Origin of the sequence: Rhodococcus sp. O3, assembly GCF_048897285.1 — a bacterium.
GTDB lineage: Bacteria > Actinomycetota > Actinomycetes > Mycobacteriales > Mycobacteriaceae > Rhodococcus.
The window spans coordinates 1-17,337 of sequence record NZ_JBMBTE010000103.1 but is presented as its reverse complement, the minus strand read 5'-3'; the positions used below and the strand labels follow the sequence as shown (position 1 = coordinate 17,337).

The 17,337-nt window shown below is 68.5% G+C and carries 17 protein-coding genes and 1 pseudogene; 12 read left to right on the top strand and 6 right to left on the bottom strand.

The genetic code is table 11. The annotated features are described in order from the left end of the window. The 3 genes from ACN675_RS22255 to ACN675_RS22245 form a co-directional block, all read left to right on the top strand. Window positions 1-230 (top strand): DUF6764 family protein (locus ACN675_RS22255; RefSeq protein WP_420752905.1); only part of this gene is annotated, 230 nt, incomplete at its 5' end. A gap of 290 nt (window positions 231-520) precedes the next feature. Beyond that, window positions 521-2,143, top strand: coding sequence for a chaperonin GroEL (gene groL, locus ACN675_RS22250; RefSeq protein ID WP_068154808.1), 1,623 nt, complete (start codon window positions 521-523; stop codon window positions 2,141-2,143). Between the two features lie 494 nt (window positions 2,144-2,637). After that, the gene (locus tag ACN675_RS22245) at window positions 2,638-3,672 is read left to right on the top strand and encodes an alpha/beta hydrolase (RefSeq protein WP_420752904.1); all 1,035 of its coding nucleotides are present in this window, start codon (window positions 2,638-2,640) and stop codon (window positions 3,670-3,672) included. Between the two features lie 13 nt (window positions 3,673-3,685). Here the strand turns inward: ACN675_RS22245 and ACN675_RS22240 are convergent, their stop codons facing one another. Next, window positions 3,686-4,903, bottom strand: coding sequence for an erythromycin esterase family protein (locus ACN675_RS22240; protein ID WP_420752903.1), 1,218 nt, complete (start codon window positions 4,901-4,903; stop codon window positions 3,686-3,688). A gap of 117 nt (window positions 4,904-5,020) precedes the next feature. Between ACN675_RS22240 and ACN675_RS22235 the strand changes: the two genes are divergently transcribed. After that, a complete protein-coding gene (locus tag ACN675_RS22235; RefSeq protein ID WP_420752907.1) occupies window positions 5,021-5,734 on the top strand; it encodes a MerR family transcriptional regulator in 714 nt (237 codons plus the stop codon). A 13-nt stretch (window positions 5,735-5,747) separates the two neighbouring features. On the opposite strand, the gene ACN675_RS22230 is transcribed toward ACN675_RS22235, so the two are convergent. Continuing rightward, the gene (locus ACN675_RS22230; RefSeq protein ID WP_420752902.1) at window positions 5,748-6,743 is read right to left on the bottom strand and encodes a bile acid:sodium symporter family protein; all 996 of its coding nucleotides are present in this window, start codon (window positions 6,741-6,743) and stop codon (window positions 5,748-5,750) included. An 81-nt stretch (window positions 6,744-6,824) separates the two neighbouring features. On the opposite strand from ACN675_RS22230, the gene ACN675_RS22225 reads away from it, so the two are divergent. Then, a complete protein-coding gene (locus ACN675_RS22225; protein WP_420752901.1) occupies window positions 6,825-7,703 on the top strand; it encodes a LysR family transcriptional regulator in 879 nt (292 codons plus the stop codon). A gap of 12 nt (window positions 7,704-7,715) precedes the next feature. On the opposite strand, the gene ACN675_RS22220 is transcribed toward ACN675_RS22225, so the two are convergent. Continuing rightward, complete coding sequence (locus ACN675_RS22220) at window positions 7,716-7,919, bottom strand: PspC domain-containing protein (protein WP_420752900.1); 204 nt, start codon at window positions 7,917-7,919, stop codon at window positions 7,716-7,718. 166 nt (window positions 7,920-8,085) lie between these two features. Here ACN675_RS22220 and ACN675_RS22215 point away from each other — a divergent pair. Then, a pseudogene (locus ACN675_RS22215) lies at window positions 8,086-8,373 on the top strand (zinc ribbon domain-containing protein); the annotation flags it as partial. Between the two features lie 66 nt (window positions 8,374-8,439). On the opposite strand, the gene ACN675_RS22210 reads toward ACN675_RS22215, so the two are convergent. Then, window positions 8,440-8,823: a phage holin family protein gene (locus ACN675_RS22210; RefSeq protein WP_420752899.1), complete on the bottom strand. Its 384-nt coding sequence runs from the start codon at window positions 8,821-8,823 to the stop codon at window positions 8,440-8,442. 119 nt (window positions 8,824-8,942) lie between these two features. On the opposite strand from ACN675_RS22210, the gene ACN675_RS22205 reads away from it, so the two are divergent. Beyond that, on the top strand, window positions 8,943-9,788 hold the full coding sequence (locus ACN675_RS22205; protein WP_420752898.1) for a nitroreductase family protein: 846 nt from the start codon (window positions 8,943-8,945) through the stop codon (window positions 9,786-9,788). Between the two features lie 320 nt (window positions 9,789-10,108). Beyond that, window positions 10,109-11,095, top strand: a complete 987-nt coding sequence (locus tag ACN675_RS22200) for an alpha/beta hydrolase (RefSeq protein WP_420752897.1) — start codon at window positions 10,109-10,111, stop codon at window positions 11,093-11,095. Between the two features lie 51 nt (window positions 11,096-11,146). On the opposite strand, the gene ACN675_RS22195 is transcribed toward ACN675_RS22200, so the two are convergent. Next, the gene (locus ACN675_RS22195; RefSeq protein WP_420752906.1) at window positions 11,147-11,479 is read right to left on the bottom strand and encodes a PASTA domain-containing protein; all 333 of its coding nucleotides are present in this window, start codon (window positions 11,477-11,479) and stop codon (window positions 11,147-11,149) included. Between the two features lie 190 nt (window positions 11,480-11,669). On the opposite strand from ACN675_RS22195, the gene ACN675_RS22190 reads away from it, so the two are divergent. The 3 genes from ACN675_RS22190 to ACN675_RS22180 all read left to right on the top strand — a co-directional run bounded on the left by ACN675_RS22190 (window position 11,670) and on the right by ACN675_RS22180 (window position 14,683). Then, a complete protein-coding gene (locus tag ACN675_RS22190) occupies window positions 11,670-12,839 on the top strand; it encodes a patatin-like phospholipase family protein (protein ID WP_420752896.1) in 1,170 nt (389 codons plus the stop codon). Window positions 12,840-12,929: 90 nt separating this feature from the next. Further along, a complete protein-coding gene (locus ACN675_RS22185) occupies window positions 12,930-13,811 on the top strand; it encodes a phosphatidylinositol mannoside acyltransferase (RefSeq protein ID WP_420752895.1) in 882 nt (293 codons plus the stop codon). Window positions 13,812-13,825: 14 nt separating this feature from the next. After that, window positions 13,826-14,683, top strand: a complete 858-nt coding sequence (locus ACN675_RS22180) for an alpha/beta fold hydrolase (RefSeq protein ID WP_420752894.1) — start codon at window positions 13,826-13,828, stop codon at window positions 14,681-14,683. A 39-nt stretch (window positions 14,684-14,722) separates the two neighbouring features. On the opposite strand, the gene ACN675_RS22175 is transcribed toward ACN675_RS22180, so the two are convergent. After that, window positions 14,723-16,762 (bottom strand): prolyl oligopeptidase family serine peptidase, encoded by a 2,040-nt coding sequence (locus ACN675_RS22175; protein WP_420752893.1) that lies wholly within the window; start codon window positions 16,760-16,762, stop codon window positions 14,723-14,725. Window positions 16,763-16,798: 36 nt separating this feature from the next. Between ACN675_RS22175 and ACN675_RS22170 the strand changes: the two genes are divergently transcribed. Next, the coding region (locus ACN675_RS22170) for a wax ester/triacylglycerol synthase domain-containing protein (RefSeq protein ID WP_420752892.1) at window positions 16,799-17,337 on the top strand (539 nt) is incomplete at its 3' end.

Below are 17,337 nucleotides of genomic sequence, written 5' to 3'. Positions count from 1 at the left end.
CGCTGAGTGCCGCGCGGGACGGCGGGCGTTCGTTCGCCTTCGCGCTCGGTGGCGGTCTGAGCCATTCGTCGGCGCAGGGTCCGTCGGTGATCACCCTGTCGCTCGCGGGCTGGGGATCGGGGGCGACCGCCGACGAAACCGGCGTCACGTGCGTCGGTGCCCAGTCGTTCGCGGTGAACACCGGGTCGGGTCAGTGGTGTGCGGTCGGTGTGGGGTCCACGCGCCGCTGATCGGTACGCATCGACCGGGTGTGGCGAGCCTTGCACTCGCCACACCCGAGTGCTAAAAATGCAGTTGGCACTCACGCTGAGTGAGTGCCAGGTCGGGATGGTGAGGCCGGGAATATCGACACCCCTGGTCGTCCGTCGCGGGCACTGCTTCCGACCGAGCCAACACGGGGCGTCCCGACGAGCGGTCGTCCTGTGAGCGGACCGACCCGACGCGGGTCGGGCCGTGAATGGGCCGACCCGACGAGCGGTCGTCCTAGGTGTCACCCCGATATCCGGAGGATCACTTCGCAATGGCCAAGATCATCGCGTTCGACGAAGAGGCCCGTCGCGGTCTCGAGCGGGGCCTGAACAGCCTCGCCGACGCTGTCAAGGTGACGTTGGGCCCCAAGGGTCGCAACGTCGTGCTCGAGAAGAAGTGGGGCGCCCCCACGATCACCAACGATGGTGTGTCCATCGCCAAGGAGATCGAGCTCGAGGATCCGTACGAGAAGATCGGCGCAGAGCTGGTCAAGGAAGTTGCCAAGAAGACCGACGACGTCGCGGGTGACGGCACCACCACCGCCACCGTCCTCGCTCAGGCGCTCGTTCGCGAAGGTCTGCGCAACGTCGCTGCCGGCGCCAACCCGCTGGGTCTGAAGCGCGGCATCGAGAAGGCCGTCGAGGCCGTCACCGCCAAGCTGCTCGACACCGCCAAGGAGGTCGAGACCAAGGAGCAGATCGCTGCCACCGCGGGCATCTCCGCCGGTGACCCCGCGATCGGTGAGCTCATCGCCGAGGCCATCGACAAGGTGGGCAAGGAAGGCGTCATCACCGTCGAGGAGTCCAACACCTTCGGCCTCCAGCTCGAGCTGACCGAGGGCATGCGCTTCGACAAGGGCTACATCTCCCTCTACTTCGCCACCGACGCCGAGCGTCAGGAAGCCGTTCTCGAGGACGCGTACATCCTGCTCGTCAGCTCCAAGATCTCCACGGTCAAGGACCTGCTGCCGCTGCTCGAGAAGGTCATCCAGTCCGGCAAGCCGCTGGTCATCATCGCCGAGGACGTCGAGGGTGAGGCTCTGTCCACCCTGGTTCTGAACAAGATCCGTGGCACCTTCAAGTCGGTCGCCGTCAAGGCTCCGGGCTTCGGTGACCGCCGCAAGGCTCAGCTCGCCGACATCGCCATCCTCACCGGTGGCGAGGTCGTCAGCGAAGAGGTCGGCCTGTCCCTCGAGACCGCCGGTCTCGAGCTGCTCGGCCAGGCCCGCAAGGTCGTCGTCACCAAGGACGAGACCACCATCGTCGAGGGCGCGGGCGATCCCGACGCCATCGCCGGTCGCGTCAACCAGATCCGCGCCGAGATCGAGGCGTCGGATTCGGACTACGACCGCGAGAAGCTGCAGGAGCGTCTGGCCAAGCTGGCCGGCGGTGTCGCGGTCATCAAGGCCGGCGCTGCCACCGAGGTCGAGCTCAAGGAGCGCAAGCACCGCATCGAGGACGCCGTCCGCAACGCGAAGGCTGCCGTCGAGGAGGGCATCGTCGCCGGTGGTGGCGTGGCCCTGCTGCAGGCCGCTCCGGTTCTCGACGACCTGAAGCTCGAGGGTGACGAGGCCACGGGTGCCAACATCGTCAAGGTTGCCCTCGAGGCTCCGCTGAAGCAGATCGCGTTCAACGCCGGCCTCGAGCCCGGCGTCGTCGCGGAGAAGGTTCGCAACCTGCCCGCCGGCAGCGGCCTCAACGCCGCCACCGGTGAGTACGAGGACCTCCTCGCCGCCGGCATCAACGACCCGGTCAAGGTCACCCGCTCGGCGCTGCAGAACGCGGCGTCCATCGCGGCCCTGTTCCTGACCACCGAGGCCGTTGTCGCCGACAAGCCGGAGAAGGCCGCGCCCGTCGCGGACCCGACCGGCGGCATGGGCGGCATGGACTTCTGAGTCCGGCCCACCAGCTCGCGCGAAGCCCGATCCCACACCGTGGGGTCGGGCTTCGCCCGTTTTACCGGACCGAGTCCCGTCCGAAACATGTGAAGAATTCCGTTCGACCTATTTCTTTGTGGATTATTCACAACACGTCGATGCACTGCCTGTGGGCTGAAACAGTGATATAACCCTTCTGTCCGAAATTTCGTTTCAGTAACAAGGGGAGAATCCATGCTGCTTCTGCTGCTCCAGTGGGCCGCCGCCAACCCTGACTTCATCCAGGTTCTCGACAGCTTCAGCGACGTCGCCATCGGCTAGAAGACGCCGCCAGCGGCTAGAAAAGGAGTTCCGCCGTGGAACCAATGGGGCTGTTCGAATTCCTCGACTTCCTGGTGCTTGCCTTCTCGGCATTCGGGTCCTCGTAGACTGGATTCGTTCCCGACATCGAACCGTGACCGCAGCGGTATATTCCGCCGCTGCGGTCACGTGTGAAAGGCTCTTTCCTTTACATGCGCTCCACCCTCCGTTCCCGGACCGTCATCGCCGCACTCGCCCTGCTCTCCCTCGCCGGCCCGACCGCCGTCGCAACCGCCGAACCCACCCCCTCCGACGCCGGGACCGTGGACGCGGCCTCGACCGGTGCCTACGTCGACCGCATCGACCGGATCACCGATCGCAAGGTCACCGCGCACGTCTACTCGCCGTCCATGGGCCGCACGATCCCGCTCGAGATCCTGCTTCCGGCCGATACGACCACGCCGCGGCCCGTCCTGTACCTGCTCAACGGCGCCGGCGGCGGCGAGGACAATGCCACCTGGGCACAGAAGACCGACGTCGAGTCCTTCTTCGCGGACAAGGACGCCTACGTGATCACGCCCATCGGCGGCGCGTTCTCGTACTACACCGACTGGCAGAAGGACGATCCGGTCCTCGGCCGGAACAAGTGGGAAACCTTCCTCACCCGGGAACTGCCGCCGGTCGTCGACGCCACGTTCGCGACCACCGGTGCCAACGCGATCGCCGGCCTGTCGTCGTCGGCGACGTCGGTGCTCGATCTGGCCATCGCCCGTCCCGGCCTGTACCGCGCCGTCGGTTCCTACAGCGGTTGCGCGTCCACCAGCGACGAACTGGGCCGGGCCTACGTGACGACCGTCGTCGAATCGCGGGGCGACGGCAACGTGGAGAACATGTGGGGTCCCGCAGACGACCCGGACTGGGTTGCCCACGACGCCATCGTCAATGCGGAGAAGCTGCGCGGCACCGACCTGTACGTGTCGAGCGCGACCGGACTGCCCGGCCAGCACGAGCGCCTCGATCAGGCCCAGGTGAACGGCAACGTGGAGGCGCTCGCCAACCAGATCCTCGTCGGCGGGGTCATCGAGGCCGCGACGGACGAGTGCACGCACCGGTTCGTGAACCGGCTCGGGGAACTCGACATCCCGGTGCAGGCCGTGTTCCGCCCGGTCGGCACCCACTCGTGGGGCTACTGGCAGGACGACCTGCACCAGTCCTGGCCGATGATCGAGGCCGCCCTGAACCGGTAGGCGGCCACCGCTTCTACCAGTACTGCTTCCGCGTCCCGTCGGTGTCGGCGACGAACACGACCGCGTCGGCCCCGGCGACCGCGGCCGGCGTCAGCGGAATGTGGCCGGGCACGATCGGCTCGCCCGCACCGACGGACGACGGCAGCACAGCCCCCAGGTCCGGCACCGGGAACAGGGCTTTCCTGCCGGTCGCCGCGGCGAGCGCGTGCTGGAGGGTGCCCGGTTCCGGACGGGGTGCGGCGTCGGTCGCCACGAACACGTAGCGCTCACCGAGTTCGAGCCCGGCCAGCGCACCGGCACTGCACCAGCTCGCATTCTCCGGCCCGACCTGCATCCCGGACTCCGCCCGCTGCAGGTGCGCGTTGTGCGCGAACAGCAGGGTCGGTCCGCGCCGCTGTTCCCGCGCGACGATCGCGAGCAGGTTCGCGGCCATCATCTCGGCGCGGATCCCGAGCAGATTCCCGATCCGGTCGGGTGCGGCCGTCGCCATGGCCGCGTGATAGCGCAGCAGGCCCGACGCGGTGCGGGCGTGCGCGACGGCGTCGTCGTATCCGTCCGGGTCGGCGGGCCGCAGGCGAGGTCCCGCGCGGTGCAGCACACCGGCGAGATCGTCGGCGACGAGGCGAAGCTCCCGCGCCCGCTCCGAATTGCCGATCGACGCGGCGGGATCGAACATCGCCGCCTCGTTCGTCCAGTCCGCGTCGTCGCCGAGCAACGCGTCGAGATCCCGGATCGACGCCGGACGCAGCGTCGCGGGCAGGTATTCGACGACCTCGGACAGTGCGCGGCGCGGGCTCGGCGCCGCGGAGAACTCCAGCGGCGCGTCGAAGCCGTGGAAGCGAACCCGATCCTCCGGGGCGACGCCGGAATTGTGCGCGCGCAGCCATTCGAGAAGTTCGCGGTTGCCCGGTACGGCACCGAAACCGTGGCTGAACCCGGTCGCGAGCACCGTGTCGAGGTCCACGGGCGCCCCGCACACGTAGCCGTCGACGATCGACGCGGCGAAGATATCGGTCTCGAGCGCGATGGACCGGAATCCCCGGTCGACCAGGTGACTCAAAAAATCGTTGCGCAGCAACGGAAAAGCCTCGATGCCGTGGGTCGGCTCACCGAGCGCGAGCACGGCCGGCGGCTCGGGTCGCGCGGCGAGCAGTTCGTCGAGTACCCGGCCGAGGCTCTCGCGGTCGTCGAGCGGGCGGGCGATTTCCTGCAGCGATGTGGTGGTCGGCATGAACACTCCTCTGGCGGCAAGTACCTATACCCTCGACGGTATCGTTGAAGAATCGGGTGAAACTTTCACGAACATCACCTCTATTTTCGTCTTCGAAGTCTCAAACGGAGGTGCGCACTGCGACCCGTCGACCTCGCCCGCGAGCACGGACTGTCGCCGCAGGCGATCCGCAACTACGAGGACGCGGGCATCCTGCCGCCGGCCGAGCGCAGCGCCACCGGCTACCGCCGGTACACGCCGGTGCACGCGCATGCCCTGCGTGCCTTCCTCGCGTTGCGCGCCGGGCACGGCCACGGGCAGGCGGCGGAGATCATGCGCTGCGTCAACCGCAGTGACGCCGAATCCGCCTATCGTCTCATCGACACCGCGCACGTCGACCTGCTGACCGAGCGGGAAACCCACGCCGAGGCCGCGTCGGCGCTCGGTGCCCTGTCCACCGCGACCCCGGCTCCGAGCGGCGGGCCGTTGTCCGTCGGCGAACTCGCGCACCGGCTCGGCGTGCACCGGGCAACGCTGCGCGCATGGGAGGCCGAAGGCATCCTGCGTCCCGGCCGCGACCGCGCCACCGGCTACCGCACCTACGGGCCGGACTGTGTGCGGGACGCCGAGATCGCCCGGCAGCTGCGGCGCGGCGGATATCCGCTGACCCGGATCGCGCGGTTCGTCGACTCGGTGCGTGAGGCGGGCGGAACCGACGAACTGCGGGTCTTCCTCGGGACGTGGCAGGACCGGCTCGGCGCGCGCAGCCGCAATCTTCTCACCGGCGCGGCGCGGCTCGACGCCTATCTCGCCCTGATCGAGAAGGCGGATCCGGCCGCTTCCCGGCGGTGAGAGCAGGCGGCGCTCAGGACACGGTCGCCGGGACCGGTTCGGGGACGTTCTTCGCGAGCCGTGCAGCGATCGCGGCGCACACCAGCAGCTGGATCTGGTGGAAGAGCATGATCGGCAGCACGATCAGCCCGATCGGCTGACCGGGGAACAGGACCGTCGCCATCGGTAGGCCGGTCGCGAGGGACTTCGTCGACCCGCAGAACAGGATCGCGGTGCGGTCCTCGTAGGTGAAGCCGAGACGGCGCGACCCGAACCATGTGAGCGCGAGGACGAGTGCGAGCAGGACGATGCACACGGCCGCCAGAGCCAGCAGGCGCGCGATCGACAGGCTCGACCAGATGCCCTCGTTCATGCCGCGGCTGAACGCGACGTACACCACGAGCAGGATCGCGCCGCGGTCGACGAGTTTGAGGGCCTTGCCGTGCTCCTTCACCCACGTGCCGATCCAGCGGCGCAACACCTGGCCGGCCGCGAACGGCACGAGCAGCATGAGCACGATGTCCAGTACCGCGGAGGCGCTGAAGGTCACGCCCTGCGTCGCCATGGTCAGCGCGACCAGGACCGGGGTGACGAAGATGCCGAGCAGGCTCGACGCGGACGCGCTGACGATCGCCCCGGGAATGTTGCCGCGCACGACCGAGACCAGCGCGATCGACGACTGCACCGTCGACGGCAGCAGGCACAGATACAGCACCCCGATGTACAGCGGGTCCGTCAGCAGCCACGGCACCAGCGCCTTCGCGGCCAGGCCGAGCAGCGGGAAGATCACGAACGTGGTGGCGAGGATCGTCGCGTGCAGCCGCCAGTGCTTGAGGCCGTCGACCGCCTCGCGGGTGGACAGGCGCGCGCCGTACAGGAAGAACAGCAGGCCGATCGCGATCTTGGACGCCCACGTGAACCCGGTGAGCACGACTCCGCCGGCGGGCAGCAGCGCCGCGACGGCGACCGTCGCGAGGATGCCGACCAGGAACGGGTCGAGTCGGTTCAGCACGGGAATCTTCGAGAGCATGGTTAAACGGTATGGGAACCACCGCTGATTTACAGAACCGATCACCACGATTACTGTCATCATGAATCGTGATGGAGGGCGGTGGACGTGTTCGAACCCGTACAGTTGCGGAGCTTCCTCGCCGTCGAGCGCGACCGCAGTTTCAGTGCCGCCGCGCGGCGGCTGGGCCTGCGTCAATCCACCGTCAGCCAGCACGTCGCGAAGCTCGAGCAGGCCGTGGGCCGGCGGTTGTTCCTAAGGGACACCCATTCCGTCGAGCCGACCGCCGACGGTAGTGCGATGGTCGGTTTCGCCCGCGACATCCTCGACCGGCACGAGGCCGCGCGGCGGTACTTCCAGGACTCCCCGGTCAGCGGCCGGCTGCGCTTCGGGGCCTCCGAGGATCTGGTACTGCACGAACTCCCGGCGATCCTCGGCGAGTTCCGGCGCAGCCACCCCCGGGTGGACCTCGAACTCACCGTCGCGCTGAGCGAGGAACTCCACCGGCGCCTCGACGACGGCGAACTCGACCTCATGTTCGGCAAACGCCGGCCGGGGGAGCAGCACGGGGAACTGATCTTCCGCGACCGTCTCGCGTTCCTGGCAGCCCCCGGCTTCGCCGTCGACCCGGACGGACCGGTCCCGCTGGTGACCTATCCGCCTCCGTCGCTGACCCGGGAGATCGCGCTCGATGTGCTGCAACGCGCCGGATTCGGCGCGCGCATCACGTGCGTCGCGGACAGTCTCAACGGCCTGCGCGCGGCGGCGCTGGCCGGGCTCGGCGTCGTGCTGCACGCCCGCAGTCTCCCGCCCGCCGGTCTCGAACCGGTTCGGGCGGGAGCACGACGGCTACCCGACGCCGGCGATCTCGAGTTCGTGCTGCTGGCTCGGCGCTCGGTGCTCGATGAACCGGCGCGGGCGTTGCGCACGGCGATCCTGGACAACGCCCACCGGCTGGGCCGGGACACCGGACTCCGATGACGGCCGGAACCGTCACTCCGGCAACAGCATCCACAGGGCCAGGTAGACCAGCGCGGCACCGCCGCCGGTGGCGAACGCGGCGACGACGACACCCGCACGGACGAGATTGACGTCGATGTCGAAGTATTCGGCGAGGCCGCCGCACACGCCGCCGAGCATGCGCTGCGTGCGGGAACGGGCGAAGGGACGGGGTGTGGAGTTGCTTTCGAATGTCATGCCTACAGCGTGCCGTCGACGGGCACTCGGGCACATCCGGTGACCCCCGGATTCCGACCCTGATCTTTCGGCTCGGGGTCGCGAACTGCTCGAGATTCTGTGAACACAGGAGGCCGACCGCTGGTACCCATCATCGAAAACGTGTTCGGGATGTGGCAGGCGACAACCAAACCTGACGCTCGCGGACCGGACGTATGTGTGTGAGCACTGCGGCCTGACGATCGATCGTGATCGGAATGCCGCGATCAACCTCGCCCGCCTCGGCGAGACCCACCACACGGGTGACACGGGGACCGGTACCGGGAGTAGCCCGGCCGCCACCGATCCGGGTGGAGGACGGACGTGGAGCCACGCGCAAGACCCGATCCGCGGCAGCGGAACAGGCAGCAGGCGTCGAAGCGTCAACCCGGCACGACACTGTCGGTCAGGCCGGGACTGTCTCACCGGAAGGTGAGGCTGCCTGATGGGGAAGCGAACAGGGCGTGCTCACGTTAGCTCACCAGAAGGCAACGGTCGCGACCTATTTGCGGGCGGCGAGCGTCTTCTTGAACACGATCATCGGCAGCAGCAGGCGGACGATCATCGACACCGCCCACACGATCACGGTCGCGAGGATCCACGTCGTGATGCCGCTGATCTTCAGGCCGTCGCTGACGAGGGCGGTGACGATCAGCGCCACCAGCGTCGAGACGAGGGCGCTGCTGCCGAGCAGCACGGGAGCCTTCGTCATCGAGATCTGGCGGATCAGCGGGTCGATGACGACCGCGACGACCGTGAAGATCACGACAGCGATGAGGAACGCGATCGCGGTGAGGGACATGTCGGGGAGTACCCATGCCCCGACTATCAGGGCGATCGCGTTGGCGATCAGGGCGACGACCGCAGTCGCGAGGAGTCGCATCATGCGGTCAGAGTAGACCCACCGAGCCCGAATCGTCTGGAATCGCGGTGAGGCGAACCCTGGGCGGTCTCGGGGTGGCCCGGCAGGATGGGAAGGCGTTCGCTGCAGAAAGGACACTCCGAATGACCGACACCGTTGTCGCCGGCCGCCGCGCCGCGCTCGCCCTCCGCTACGGCACCGCCGAAGCCGAACGTGCCGAGCAGGCCGGGGAGCTCGTGTGGAACGAGGTGCTCGCCACACAGCTCGCGCACCGTTCGGTGCGGAAGTTTCTGCCGGACAACGTGTCCGAAGAACAGCTGCGAGCGATCGTCGCGGCGGCGTCGTCCGCGGCGAGCTCGAGCAACCTGCAGTTGTGGAGCGTCGTGGCGGTGACCGACCGGGATCGGCTCGGCCGGATCGCGGCCCTCGCCGGGGACCAGGACGCGGTCCGCAACGCACCGCTGCTGCTGGTGTGGATCGCCGACCTCGCGCGCGCCGGCCGCATCGCCGAGCAGAACGATCGCGACCTCGTCAATGCAGGATTCGTGGAATCGGCACTGCTCGGAGTGGTCGACGCGACGCTCGCAGCACAGAACGCCGCCCTCGCCGCGGAATCGTTGGGCCTCGGCACCGTGTACATCGGGGCGATCCGGAACCACCCGACCGAGCTCGCCGAGGAGCTGAATCTGCCGGCCCACAGTTTCGCGGTGGTCGGGCTCGTCGTCGGGCATCCGGATCCCACCGGATCCGCCGAGGTCAAGCCGCGTCTAGGCGTCGACGTCGTGCTGCACCGCGAACAGTACGACCTGGAGGCGCAGGAAGCCGGCACTGCCGAGTACGAGGCCCGCATCTCCGCGTTCTACCGCGAGCAGGGGCTGGCGGACAGCTGGACCGAGCGTGTGGTGGGCCGGTTCGCGACGCCGGGTGCGCTCGGTGTCCGGGAAGGGCTGAAGGAAGCACTCGAGCGCCGTGGTTTCGATCTGAACTGACAGGTCGTACGCAGGACGAATGCGGGTGAGCACACTGCTCACCCGCATTCGTCGTCTCGCCCCCTTCGGGTATCGGGAATCGGTATTTCACCGGATTCGCAGAAAAAGTCCCCCCTGTCCGGATTCAACTGATAGCTTCTCGCCCGTGACCGAATGGTTACCAGATCTATACCGTTCGATATCGAGGGGGTGAGAGGCGTGGAGATTCTCGAGATCATCATCCAACTTCTGCTGTCGCTCTCCTGACGGCCCACAGCGGCGACCGCGGCGCAACCGCGGTCGCCGCTCTCGTTCCGACGAAAAGGTATGCAGTGCGTCGCATGTCGATCCTGATGGCCGCCCTGGCGGTACTCGCTGCGGCGGTCGTGTCCCTCGTGCCGCCGGCCACGGCGCAACCGGCAACCGGCGCGCGCCTCGTCCGGATCGACACAGTCGACGATCGTCAGCAGATCCTGATCGTCCACTCCGCCGCGATGGACCGGGAGATTCCCGTACGGGTGATTCTTCCGTCCGACAGGTCGCACCCGCGCCCCACCCTGTACCTGCTCAACGGGTACACCGGCGGGGAAGAACCCGGCAACTGGCACGACCGCACCGACGTCGTCGAGTTCTTCGCGGACAAGAACGTCAACGTCGTCACCCCGATCGGTGGTCGGGCCAGTTACTACACCGATTGGCGCAGTGACGATCCCGTGCTCGGACGCCACAAGTGGTCGACCTTCCTCACCCGTGAGCTTCCGCCGATCGTCGACGTCACTCTCGGCACATCCGGTCGCAATGCGATCGCCGGCGTGTCGGCCTCGGCGACCTCGGTCCTCAATCTTGCCGTGGAAAGCCCCGAGCTGTATCGCGCGGTCGGTGCGTACAGCGGGTGCCCCTCCACGAGCGACCCGGTGAGCAGGCGCTTCGTCGAAATGGTCGTCGAGGGCCGGGGGCGGGGTGACGTGACGAACATGTGGGGTCCAGTCGGGGATCCGGCGTGGGCAGCGCACGATCCCTACCTCAACGCCGAGCGACTGCGCGGCCTCGAACTCTACGTCTCCAGTGGCACGGGGCTTCCCGGGTACGACGACACGCTGGACGGCCGTGAGGTCGCGGGCAATCCGCTCGTGCTCATCCGGCAGGCCGGTACCGGCGGAGTCATCGAGGCCGCGACCGGTGAATGCACGCGGCGGTTCGTCGCGAGACTCGACGAACTCGGCATTCCCGCCCACGTCGAACTCCGCCCCACCGGGACTCATTCGTGGACCTACTGGCAGGACGACCTGCACCGGTCGTGGCCGATCTTCGACCGCGCCCTGCGCTGACCGCCGCCGTGGGTTCCGGCCGGTTACACCACGGTCGGTTGAACACCACGGTCAGTGGCACACCACCACGAGGCCGAGACCCCGCCAGACCTGGGTCTCGATCCGGTCGAACTCGTGGTCGTCGCGGTCGTAGACCGTGTCGGTCTCGGTGCGGTAGCCGCGGTCGCGCTGCTCCGTGACCGTGCACGAGTCCGAGGAGGTGCCGGAGCGGTTGAGGACCGTGTACGGCACGCCTTCGGCGTCGAGGGTTGCGCGGGCGGCGGATTCGCTCATCCCGACCACGGACGGAACCGGCGCGGCGGACGCGGCGGTACCGCCGAGGAGCAGGGCAGCGGCGGTGGCTGCGGTAATGGCGGCGGCGGAAGCGATAGTGCGCACGGTGATTCCTTTCGACGGTGCGAACAGGCGATGTAGAACAGGAAAGTGTTGGTGTGAACGGGATGTGGGCTGTGATCCCGAACCGTTCCCATCGTGGCTCGGCCACCGCCGTCGGCACATCGGGTGAGGCACCCATCTGCACCCTGAATTTTCGGGTCGGGGTTTCTCGGGGAACGCGCGCGGTACCGTCGAAGCCATGGCCGAACCGAAACGGGTGGCTCTCGCACTCGGCAGTGGCGGTGCGCGCGGATACGCGCACATCGGAGCGATCCAGGCTGTGACCGCCCGCGGCCTCGAGATCGTCGGCATCGCGGGATCGTCGATGGGTGCGCTGGTCGGCGGGCTGTACGCGGCGGGCAAACTCGACGAGTACACCGAATGGGCCTTGACCCTCACCCAGCTCGACGTGGTGCGGTTGCTCGACGTGTCGGTGACGTCCCCCGGCGCCATCCGCGCCGAGAAGGTGCTCGCCCGGGTCCGCGAGATCCTCGGCGACGTGCAGATCGAGGACCTGCCGCTCCCGTTCACCGCGGTTGCGACCGATCTGGCTGCGGGACGGCCGGTGTGGTTCCAAAGGGGGCCGCTCGACGTCGCCATCCGCGCGTCGATCGCGATTCCCGGCGTCATCACTCCGGCAGTCCTCAACGGGCGGGTGCTCGTCGACGGCGGCACTCTCGCACCGCTGCCGGTTGCGCCCACCGTGGCGCTGGCGTCGGACCTGACGATCGGTATCAGCCTCGGCGGCGAGGAACGCGGCCTCGCGTCCCCTGTGAACGTCAGCGCCGAACCGCGCCCGGTCGAGGAATGGATCGGCCGCTTCCGCCGCAGCGCCGGGTTCCTGCTCGAACGCGACATCGTGCGGTCCGTGGTGGGCCGGTTCGGTTCGTCCCGGTCCCATACGGATTCGGTCCCTACCGACTCCGGGGGAGTTGCGGACTCCGATGTCCCTGTCGACTCCGATGTCCCTGTCGACTCCGAGGGCGCCGGCGACTCCGATGTCGCTGCCGACGAGGAGGTGTTCGAGGCGCCCGTCGACGCGGCGCTCGAAGCCGTCGCGGTGGCGTCCGGGGGTGTCGCCGCACCGAAACTGGGCCGCGTCGCGGTGATGAGCCGATCGATCGACATCATGCAGTCGGTGCTGGCCCGGCATCAGCTGGCCGCGTACCCACCGGATGTGCTGGTCGAAGTACCGCGCAGCGCGTGCCGCAGCCTCGATTTCCACAAGGCTGCCGAGATGATCGAACTCGGCCGGACATTGACCGAGGCGGCTCTCGACAACGCCGGGTTCCTCGAGGTGAGGACCGGTGGTGAGCACGATCGTCCGCAACCGGGCAACCGCGGACCCGGGGAGGGTTCAAGGGAGTAGCCGCAGGCCGCAGCTGCCGCTTCGGTCCCATTCCGGTGTGTTCGCGGTAGCGGGGGAGGACACTCGGGTGATGAGGCGTGGTGATGTCCGGTGAACGCGAAGGACCGAACCTGGGACCTCGGGTACGCGGCCGCGTGGCGGCTGGTGCGCGCTCTGCCGGACCGCTGGGCGCTGCGCCTGTTCTACCTCGCAGCCGATCGCGCCGCCCGCAACGGTGGACCGGATCAGCTGCGGCGCAACCTGTCCCGTGTTCTCTCCATCCCGGCGGAGGAGGTCTCCGACGAGCTCGTGCGCGCGAGTCTGCGTTCGTACGCGCGCTATTGGTGCGAGGCCTTCCGGCTTCCGTCGATGGATCCGGCGCGGCTGGCCGACGACATCGAAACCTCCGCCACCGGACTCGAACACATCCACGAATCGGTCGAGCGCGGCAAGGGCGCGGTGCTGGCCCTGCCGCACAGCGGAAACTGGGATCTGGCGGGCGTCTGGGTGACGCAGCGGGTGGGCTCGCCGGTCGTCGTCGCCGAGCGACTGCGGCCGGATTCGCTGTTCCGGCGCTTCGTGCGGTTCCGTGAGGGGTTGGGATTCGAGATCATTCCGCTCACCGGCACCGAGACGCCACCGCTCGAGCAGTTGGCGGCACGGCTGCGGGAGGGGCGGATGGTCGGGTTGCTCGCCGAACGCGACATGACCGGCACGGGCGTGCCGGTCAGCTTCTTCGGCGAACCGGCCCGCATGCCGGCCGGTCCCGCCCGGCTCGCGATCGACACCGGTGCGCCGCTGCTGCCGGTGAACTGCTGGTTCACGCCGGACGGGTGGGGTTTCCAGGTGGGCCCGCCGATCGAGGCCGTCGACGGTGTGCAGGGCACGACGCAGGCGCTGGCAGACCGCTTCGCCGCCGCGATCGCCGCGCACCCGGCCGACTGGCACATGCTGCAACGGGTGTGGACCGCCGACTTCGACGGCCACCGATGATCTACTCTGAGCCGGTGGAGACCGTACCGATCCAGCTGCCGGGGGGTACCACCGCGCCGGTCCGTCTGTTTCCGGGCCCGGACCACGAGCACGAGACGCGACGCGACGCCGCGAGGATCGTGGTGGTCATCGTCCCCGGGCTCGGAATCCCGGCCGGCTACTACGAACCGTTCGCCGAGGCGCTGACCGGACACGGCTTCGACGTCGCGATCTGCGAGCTCCGCGGGCAGGGCGACAGCCGGCCGCGGCCGGACGCCGACAGCGCCTACGGCTACCACGAGCTGGTGTCCGTGGACTTCCCCGCGATGTTCGAGGTCGTCCGCGAACGATTCCCCGATTCGACCCCGTACCTTCTGGGACATTCGATGGGCGGTCAACTCGGGGTGCTCTACGCGTCGCGGGTCCGCGGCCGGCTCGGCGGATTGATTCTCGTCGCCTCCGGAACCCCCTACTACCGGCACTTCCCGGGCTCCCGCGGACCCGGGCTGCTGCTCGGGTCCGCGGCCATGTCGATCACCGCGAGCGTCGCGGGATTCTGGCCTGGCGACCGGCTCGACATCGGTGGGTTCGGGCGTCAGTCCCGTGTGCTCATCTCGGACTGGGCGCGCCTGGCCCGCAGCGGACGATTCGAGCCGTACGGCGCCGACATCGACTACGAGGAGCGTCTCGCGCGGCTGAAACTGCCGGTGCTGTCGATCACCATCGAGAAGGACGACATGACCCCGGTCGCGGCGGCCCGGCACCTGCTCGAGAAGCTCCCCGCGGCCGAGGTCACCACGTGGCACCTCGACCCTCCGCTCGGGCACAACGGCTGGATCCGGGACAACGCGGAGATCGTCGAGCGGGTCGCGGCCTGGTTGCACGACCGCTGACCCGCCAGCTGCACGATCGCCGGTCCGCCGCCGGGTCGGCTACCGCAGCTTCTCCTCCAGGAACGTGAACGTCAGCGCCGACTTGAACGCGGCCTGCGCGTTGTCCGCGGCGCCGCCGTGCCCGCCCTCGATGTTCTCGTAGTACCGCACCTGATGTCCCTGCTCCTCGAGGCGGGCGACCATCTTCCGGGCGTGGCCGGGATGCACCCGGTCGTCGCGGGTCGAGGTGGTGATCAGGATCGGCGGATACGTCGCGTCGGGGTCGACATTCTGATAGGGCGAGTACTCCTTCAGGAACGCCCACTCGTCCGGGTTGTCGGGGTCGCCGTACTCGGCCATCCACGACGCGCCCGCGAGCAGCAGGTGGTACCGCTTCATGTCCAGCAGGGGCACCTGGCACACGATCGCCCCGAACAGCGACGGGTAGCGGGTGAGCATCACGCCCATCAGCAGACCGCCGTTGCTGCCGCCCTGGATGCCGAGCTTCTCCGCGGTGGTGATGCCCCGCGCGACGAGGTCCTTCGCGACCGCCGCGAAGTCCTCGAACACCTTGTGCCGGTTCTCCTTCAGCGCCTGCGTGTGCCAGGTGGGGCCGTACTCGCCGCCACCGCGGATGTTCGCGATCACATAGGTGTAGCCGCGTTCGAGCCATGCCCGGCCGATGCCGCCGCCGTAGGCGGGCACCAGCGAGTTCTCGAATCCACCGTAGCCGTACAGCATGGTCGGCGACGGGGTGTCCGTGTTGCTGCCCACCACGAAGTACGGCACCTGGGTTCCGTCGTCGGACGTCGCGAAATACTGTGTGACGGAAATGTTCTCGGCATCGAAGAACGAGGGCGCCTGCTTGATCGCCGTCAGCGGACCACCGACCGTCCCGGACAGCAGGGTCGCCGGGACGGTGAAACCACTGGAGTTGAGGAAGAAGTCGTCGCTCTCGAGGGGATCGACGTCGATGATCGAGGTGGACGTCGCCGCCGGCACGCCCTCGAGCGGGCGGTCCTCCCACCCGTCCGGTCCCGGCGTGAGCACCCGCACCTCGGTCTGCACGTCACGCAGCGTCACGAGCAGCAGGTGGTTGCGGGTCCACGCGTACTGCTCGAGCGAGGTGTGCTCGTCCGGGGTGAACAGCACCGTGAAGTCGCGTGACCCGGCCAGGAACGCCGGATAGCTCGTGGCCAGCAGTGCCCCGGCCGGGTATCCCAGCCACGGCGACCGGGTGCGTACCAGCAGATGGTCGCGGTAGACGCCGGCCCCGGCGTCGTCCGGCACCTCGAGCTTCACCAGCTCGCCGTCTTCGGTCAGCTCGAACCGGTGCGCGTTGTAGAAGTCCAGGGCCCGTTCGACGAAGGTCCGCTCGTATCCGGGCGTGCGGTCGTACGACGCGCCCACCGCCACGTCGGTCTTCTCGCCCTCGAACACGATCTCCGCCTCGGAGACCGGGGTGCCACGCCGCCACCGCTTCGCGATCCTCGGATATCCCGAATCGGTGAGTGACCCGTCGCCGAAATCGGTACCGACATATACGGAGTCCGCGTCGATCCACCCGATGTCCGTCTTCGCCTCGGGCAGTTCGAAACTGTCCGGACCCGACACGAACTGCCGTGTGACCAGGTCGAATTCACGGATGACAGTGGCATCCGCGCCGCCGCGCGACAATCCGATCAAGGCACGCGTATGGTCGGGACGCAGCACCTGCGCACTCGACCACACCCAGTTCTCGCCCTCTTCCTCGGCGAGCGCGTCCAGGTCGACGAGCACGTCCCACTCCGGGTCGTCGCGCAGGTACTGGTCCATCGTGGTCCGGCGCCACAGGCCCCGGACGTGCTCGGCGTCGCGCCAATAGTTGTAGAGATATTCGGCGCGCCGCCGGGCGTAGGGAATGCGCGCATCGGTGTCGAGCACCTCCCGGATCCGGGACTGCAACGTCTCGAACTCGTCGGTGCGGGTGTACTCGTCGACGGTGATTGCGTTCCGGACGCGCACCCAGTCCAGCTGCTGCTCGCCGGTGACATCCTCGAGCCAGAGGTACGGATCGGTCGGGTCGGAGGCCGTGGCTTCGGAGTTCGTCGCAGAGGTCATGTGGCTATTTCTACCCGGACCGGCACACTTGCGGGCATGCAGCTGCATCCAACCGACGCGCGTCGCGACTGGCTCGGCGATCGTCTGCCCGGCGATCTGTTCCTCGTGTACTGCTTCGACGCGCCGTCCGAGCCGCTCCCACGCGTACTCGCGGGCCTCGCCGCCCGGGCCGCGAGGATAGGAGACCTGCGCACCCGGGCCGTCGACGTTCCGGGCCTGCTCGACTACCCCTACTGGACAGGCCGTGAGATCGGTGACGACCAGTTCAGGACACATCCCGGCGGCAACTGGGCGACGGTGACGGCCCTGCTCGGCACGCTCGTCGAGGGCCGAGTCGACATCCGCGTCTCGCCGTGGCGGCTGCACCTGATCCCCGACGTGACGGGCTCACCCGGGGGAGACGGGGCCGCGCTGCTCGCCGTGCTGCAGATCTCGCACGCGTTCGCCGACGGCAGGCGCGCGTCGGCGTTGGCGCGTGCCCTGTTCGAGAAGGACGCACCGCCGCGCACCGAGCCACCCCGCGCCCCGGCACCACCGGCCATGCTTCTGCGCGCGGCGGCGAAATTGCCGGGACA

Excerpts from the sequence above, each read along its gene's own strand:
- ACN675_RS22190 (WP_420752896.1), top strand. The coding sequence starts at position 11,670 with ATGGCCGAACCGAAACGGGTGGCTCTCGCACTCGGCAGTGGCGGTGCG.
- ACN675_RS22205 (WP_420752898.1), top strand. The coding sequence starts at position 8,943 with ATGACCGACACCGTTGTCGCCGGCCGCCGCGCCGCGCTCGCCCTCCGC.
- groL (WP_068154808.1), top strand. The coding sequence starts at position 521 with ATGGCCAAGATCATCGCGTTCGACGAAGAGGCCCGTCGCGGTCTCGAG.
- ACN675_RS22200 (WP_420752897.1), top strand. The coding sequence starts at position 10,109 with ATGTCGATCCTGATGGCCGCCCTGGCGGTACTCGCTGCGGCGGTCGTG.
- ACN675_RS22240 (WP_420752903.1), bottom strand. The coding sequence starts at position 4,903 with ATGCCGACCACCACATCGCTGCAGGAAATCGCCCGCCCGCTCGACGAC.
- ACN675_RS22220 (WP_420752900.1), bottom strand. The coding sequence starts at position 7,919 with ATGACATTCGAAAGCAACTCCACACCCCGTCCCTTCGCCCGTTCCCGC.
- ACN675_RS22175 (WP_420752893.1), bottom strand. The coding sequence starts at position 16,762 with ATGACCTCTGCGACGAACTCCGAAGCCACGGCCTCCGACCCGACCGAT.
- ACN675_RS22230 (WP_420752902.1), bottom strand. The coding sequence starts at position 6,743 with ATGCTCTCGAAGATTCCCGTGCTGAACCGACTCGACCCGTTCCTGGTC.
- ACN675_RS22210 (WP_420752899.1), bottom strand. The coding sequence starts at position 8,823 with ATGATGCGACTCCTCGCGACTGCGGTCGTCGCCCTGATCGCCAACGCG.
- ACN675_RS22245 (WP_420752904.1), top strand. The coding sequence starts at position 2,638 with ATGCGCTCCACCCTCCGTTCCCGGACCGTCATCGCCGCACTCGCCCTG.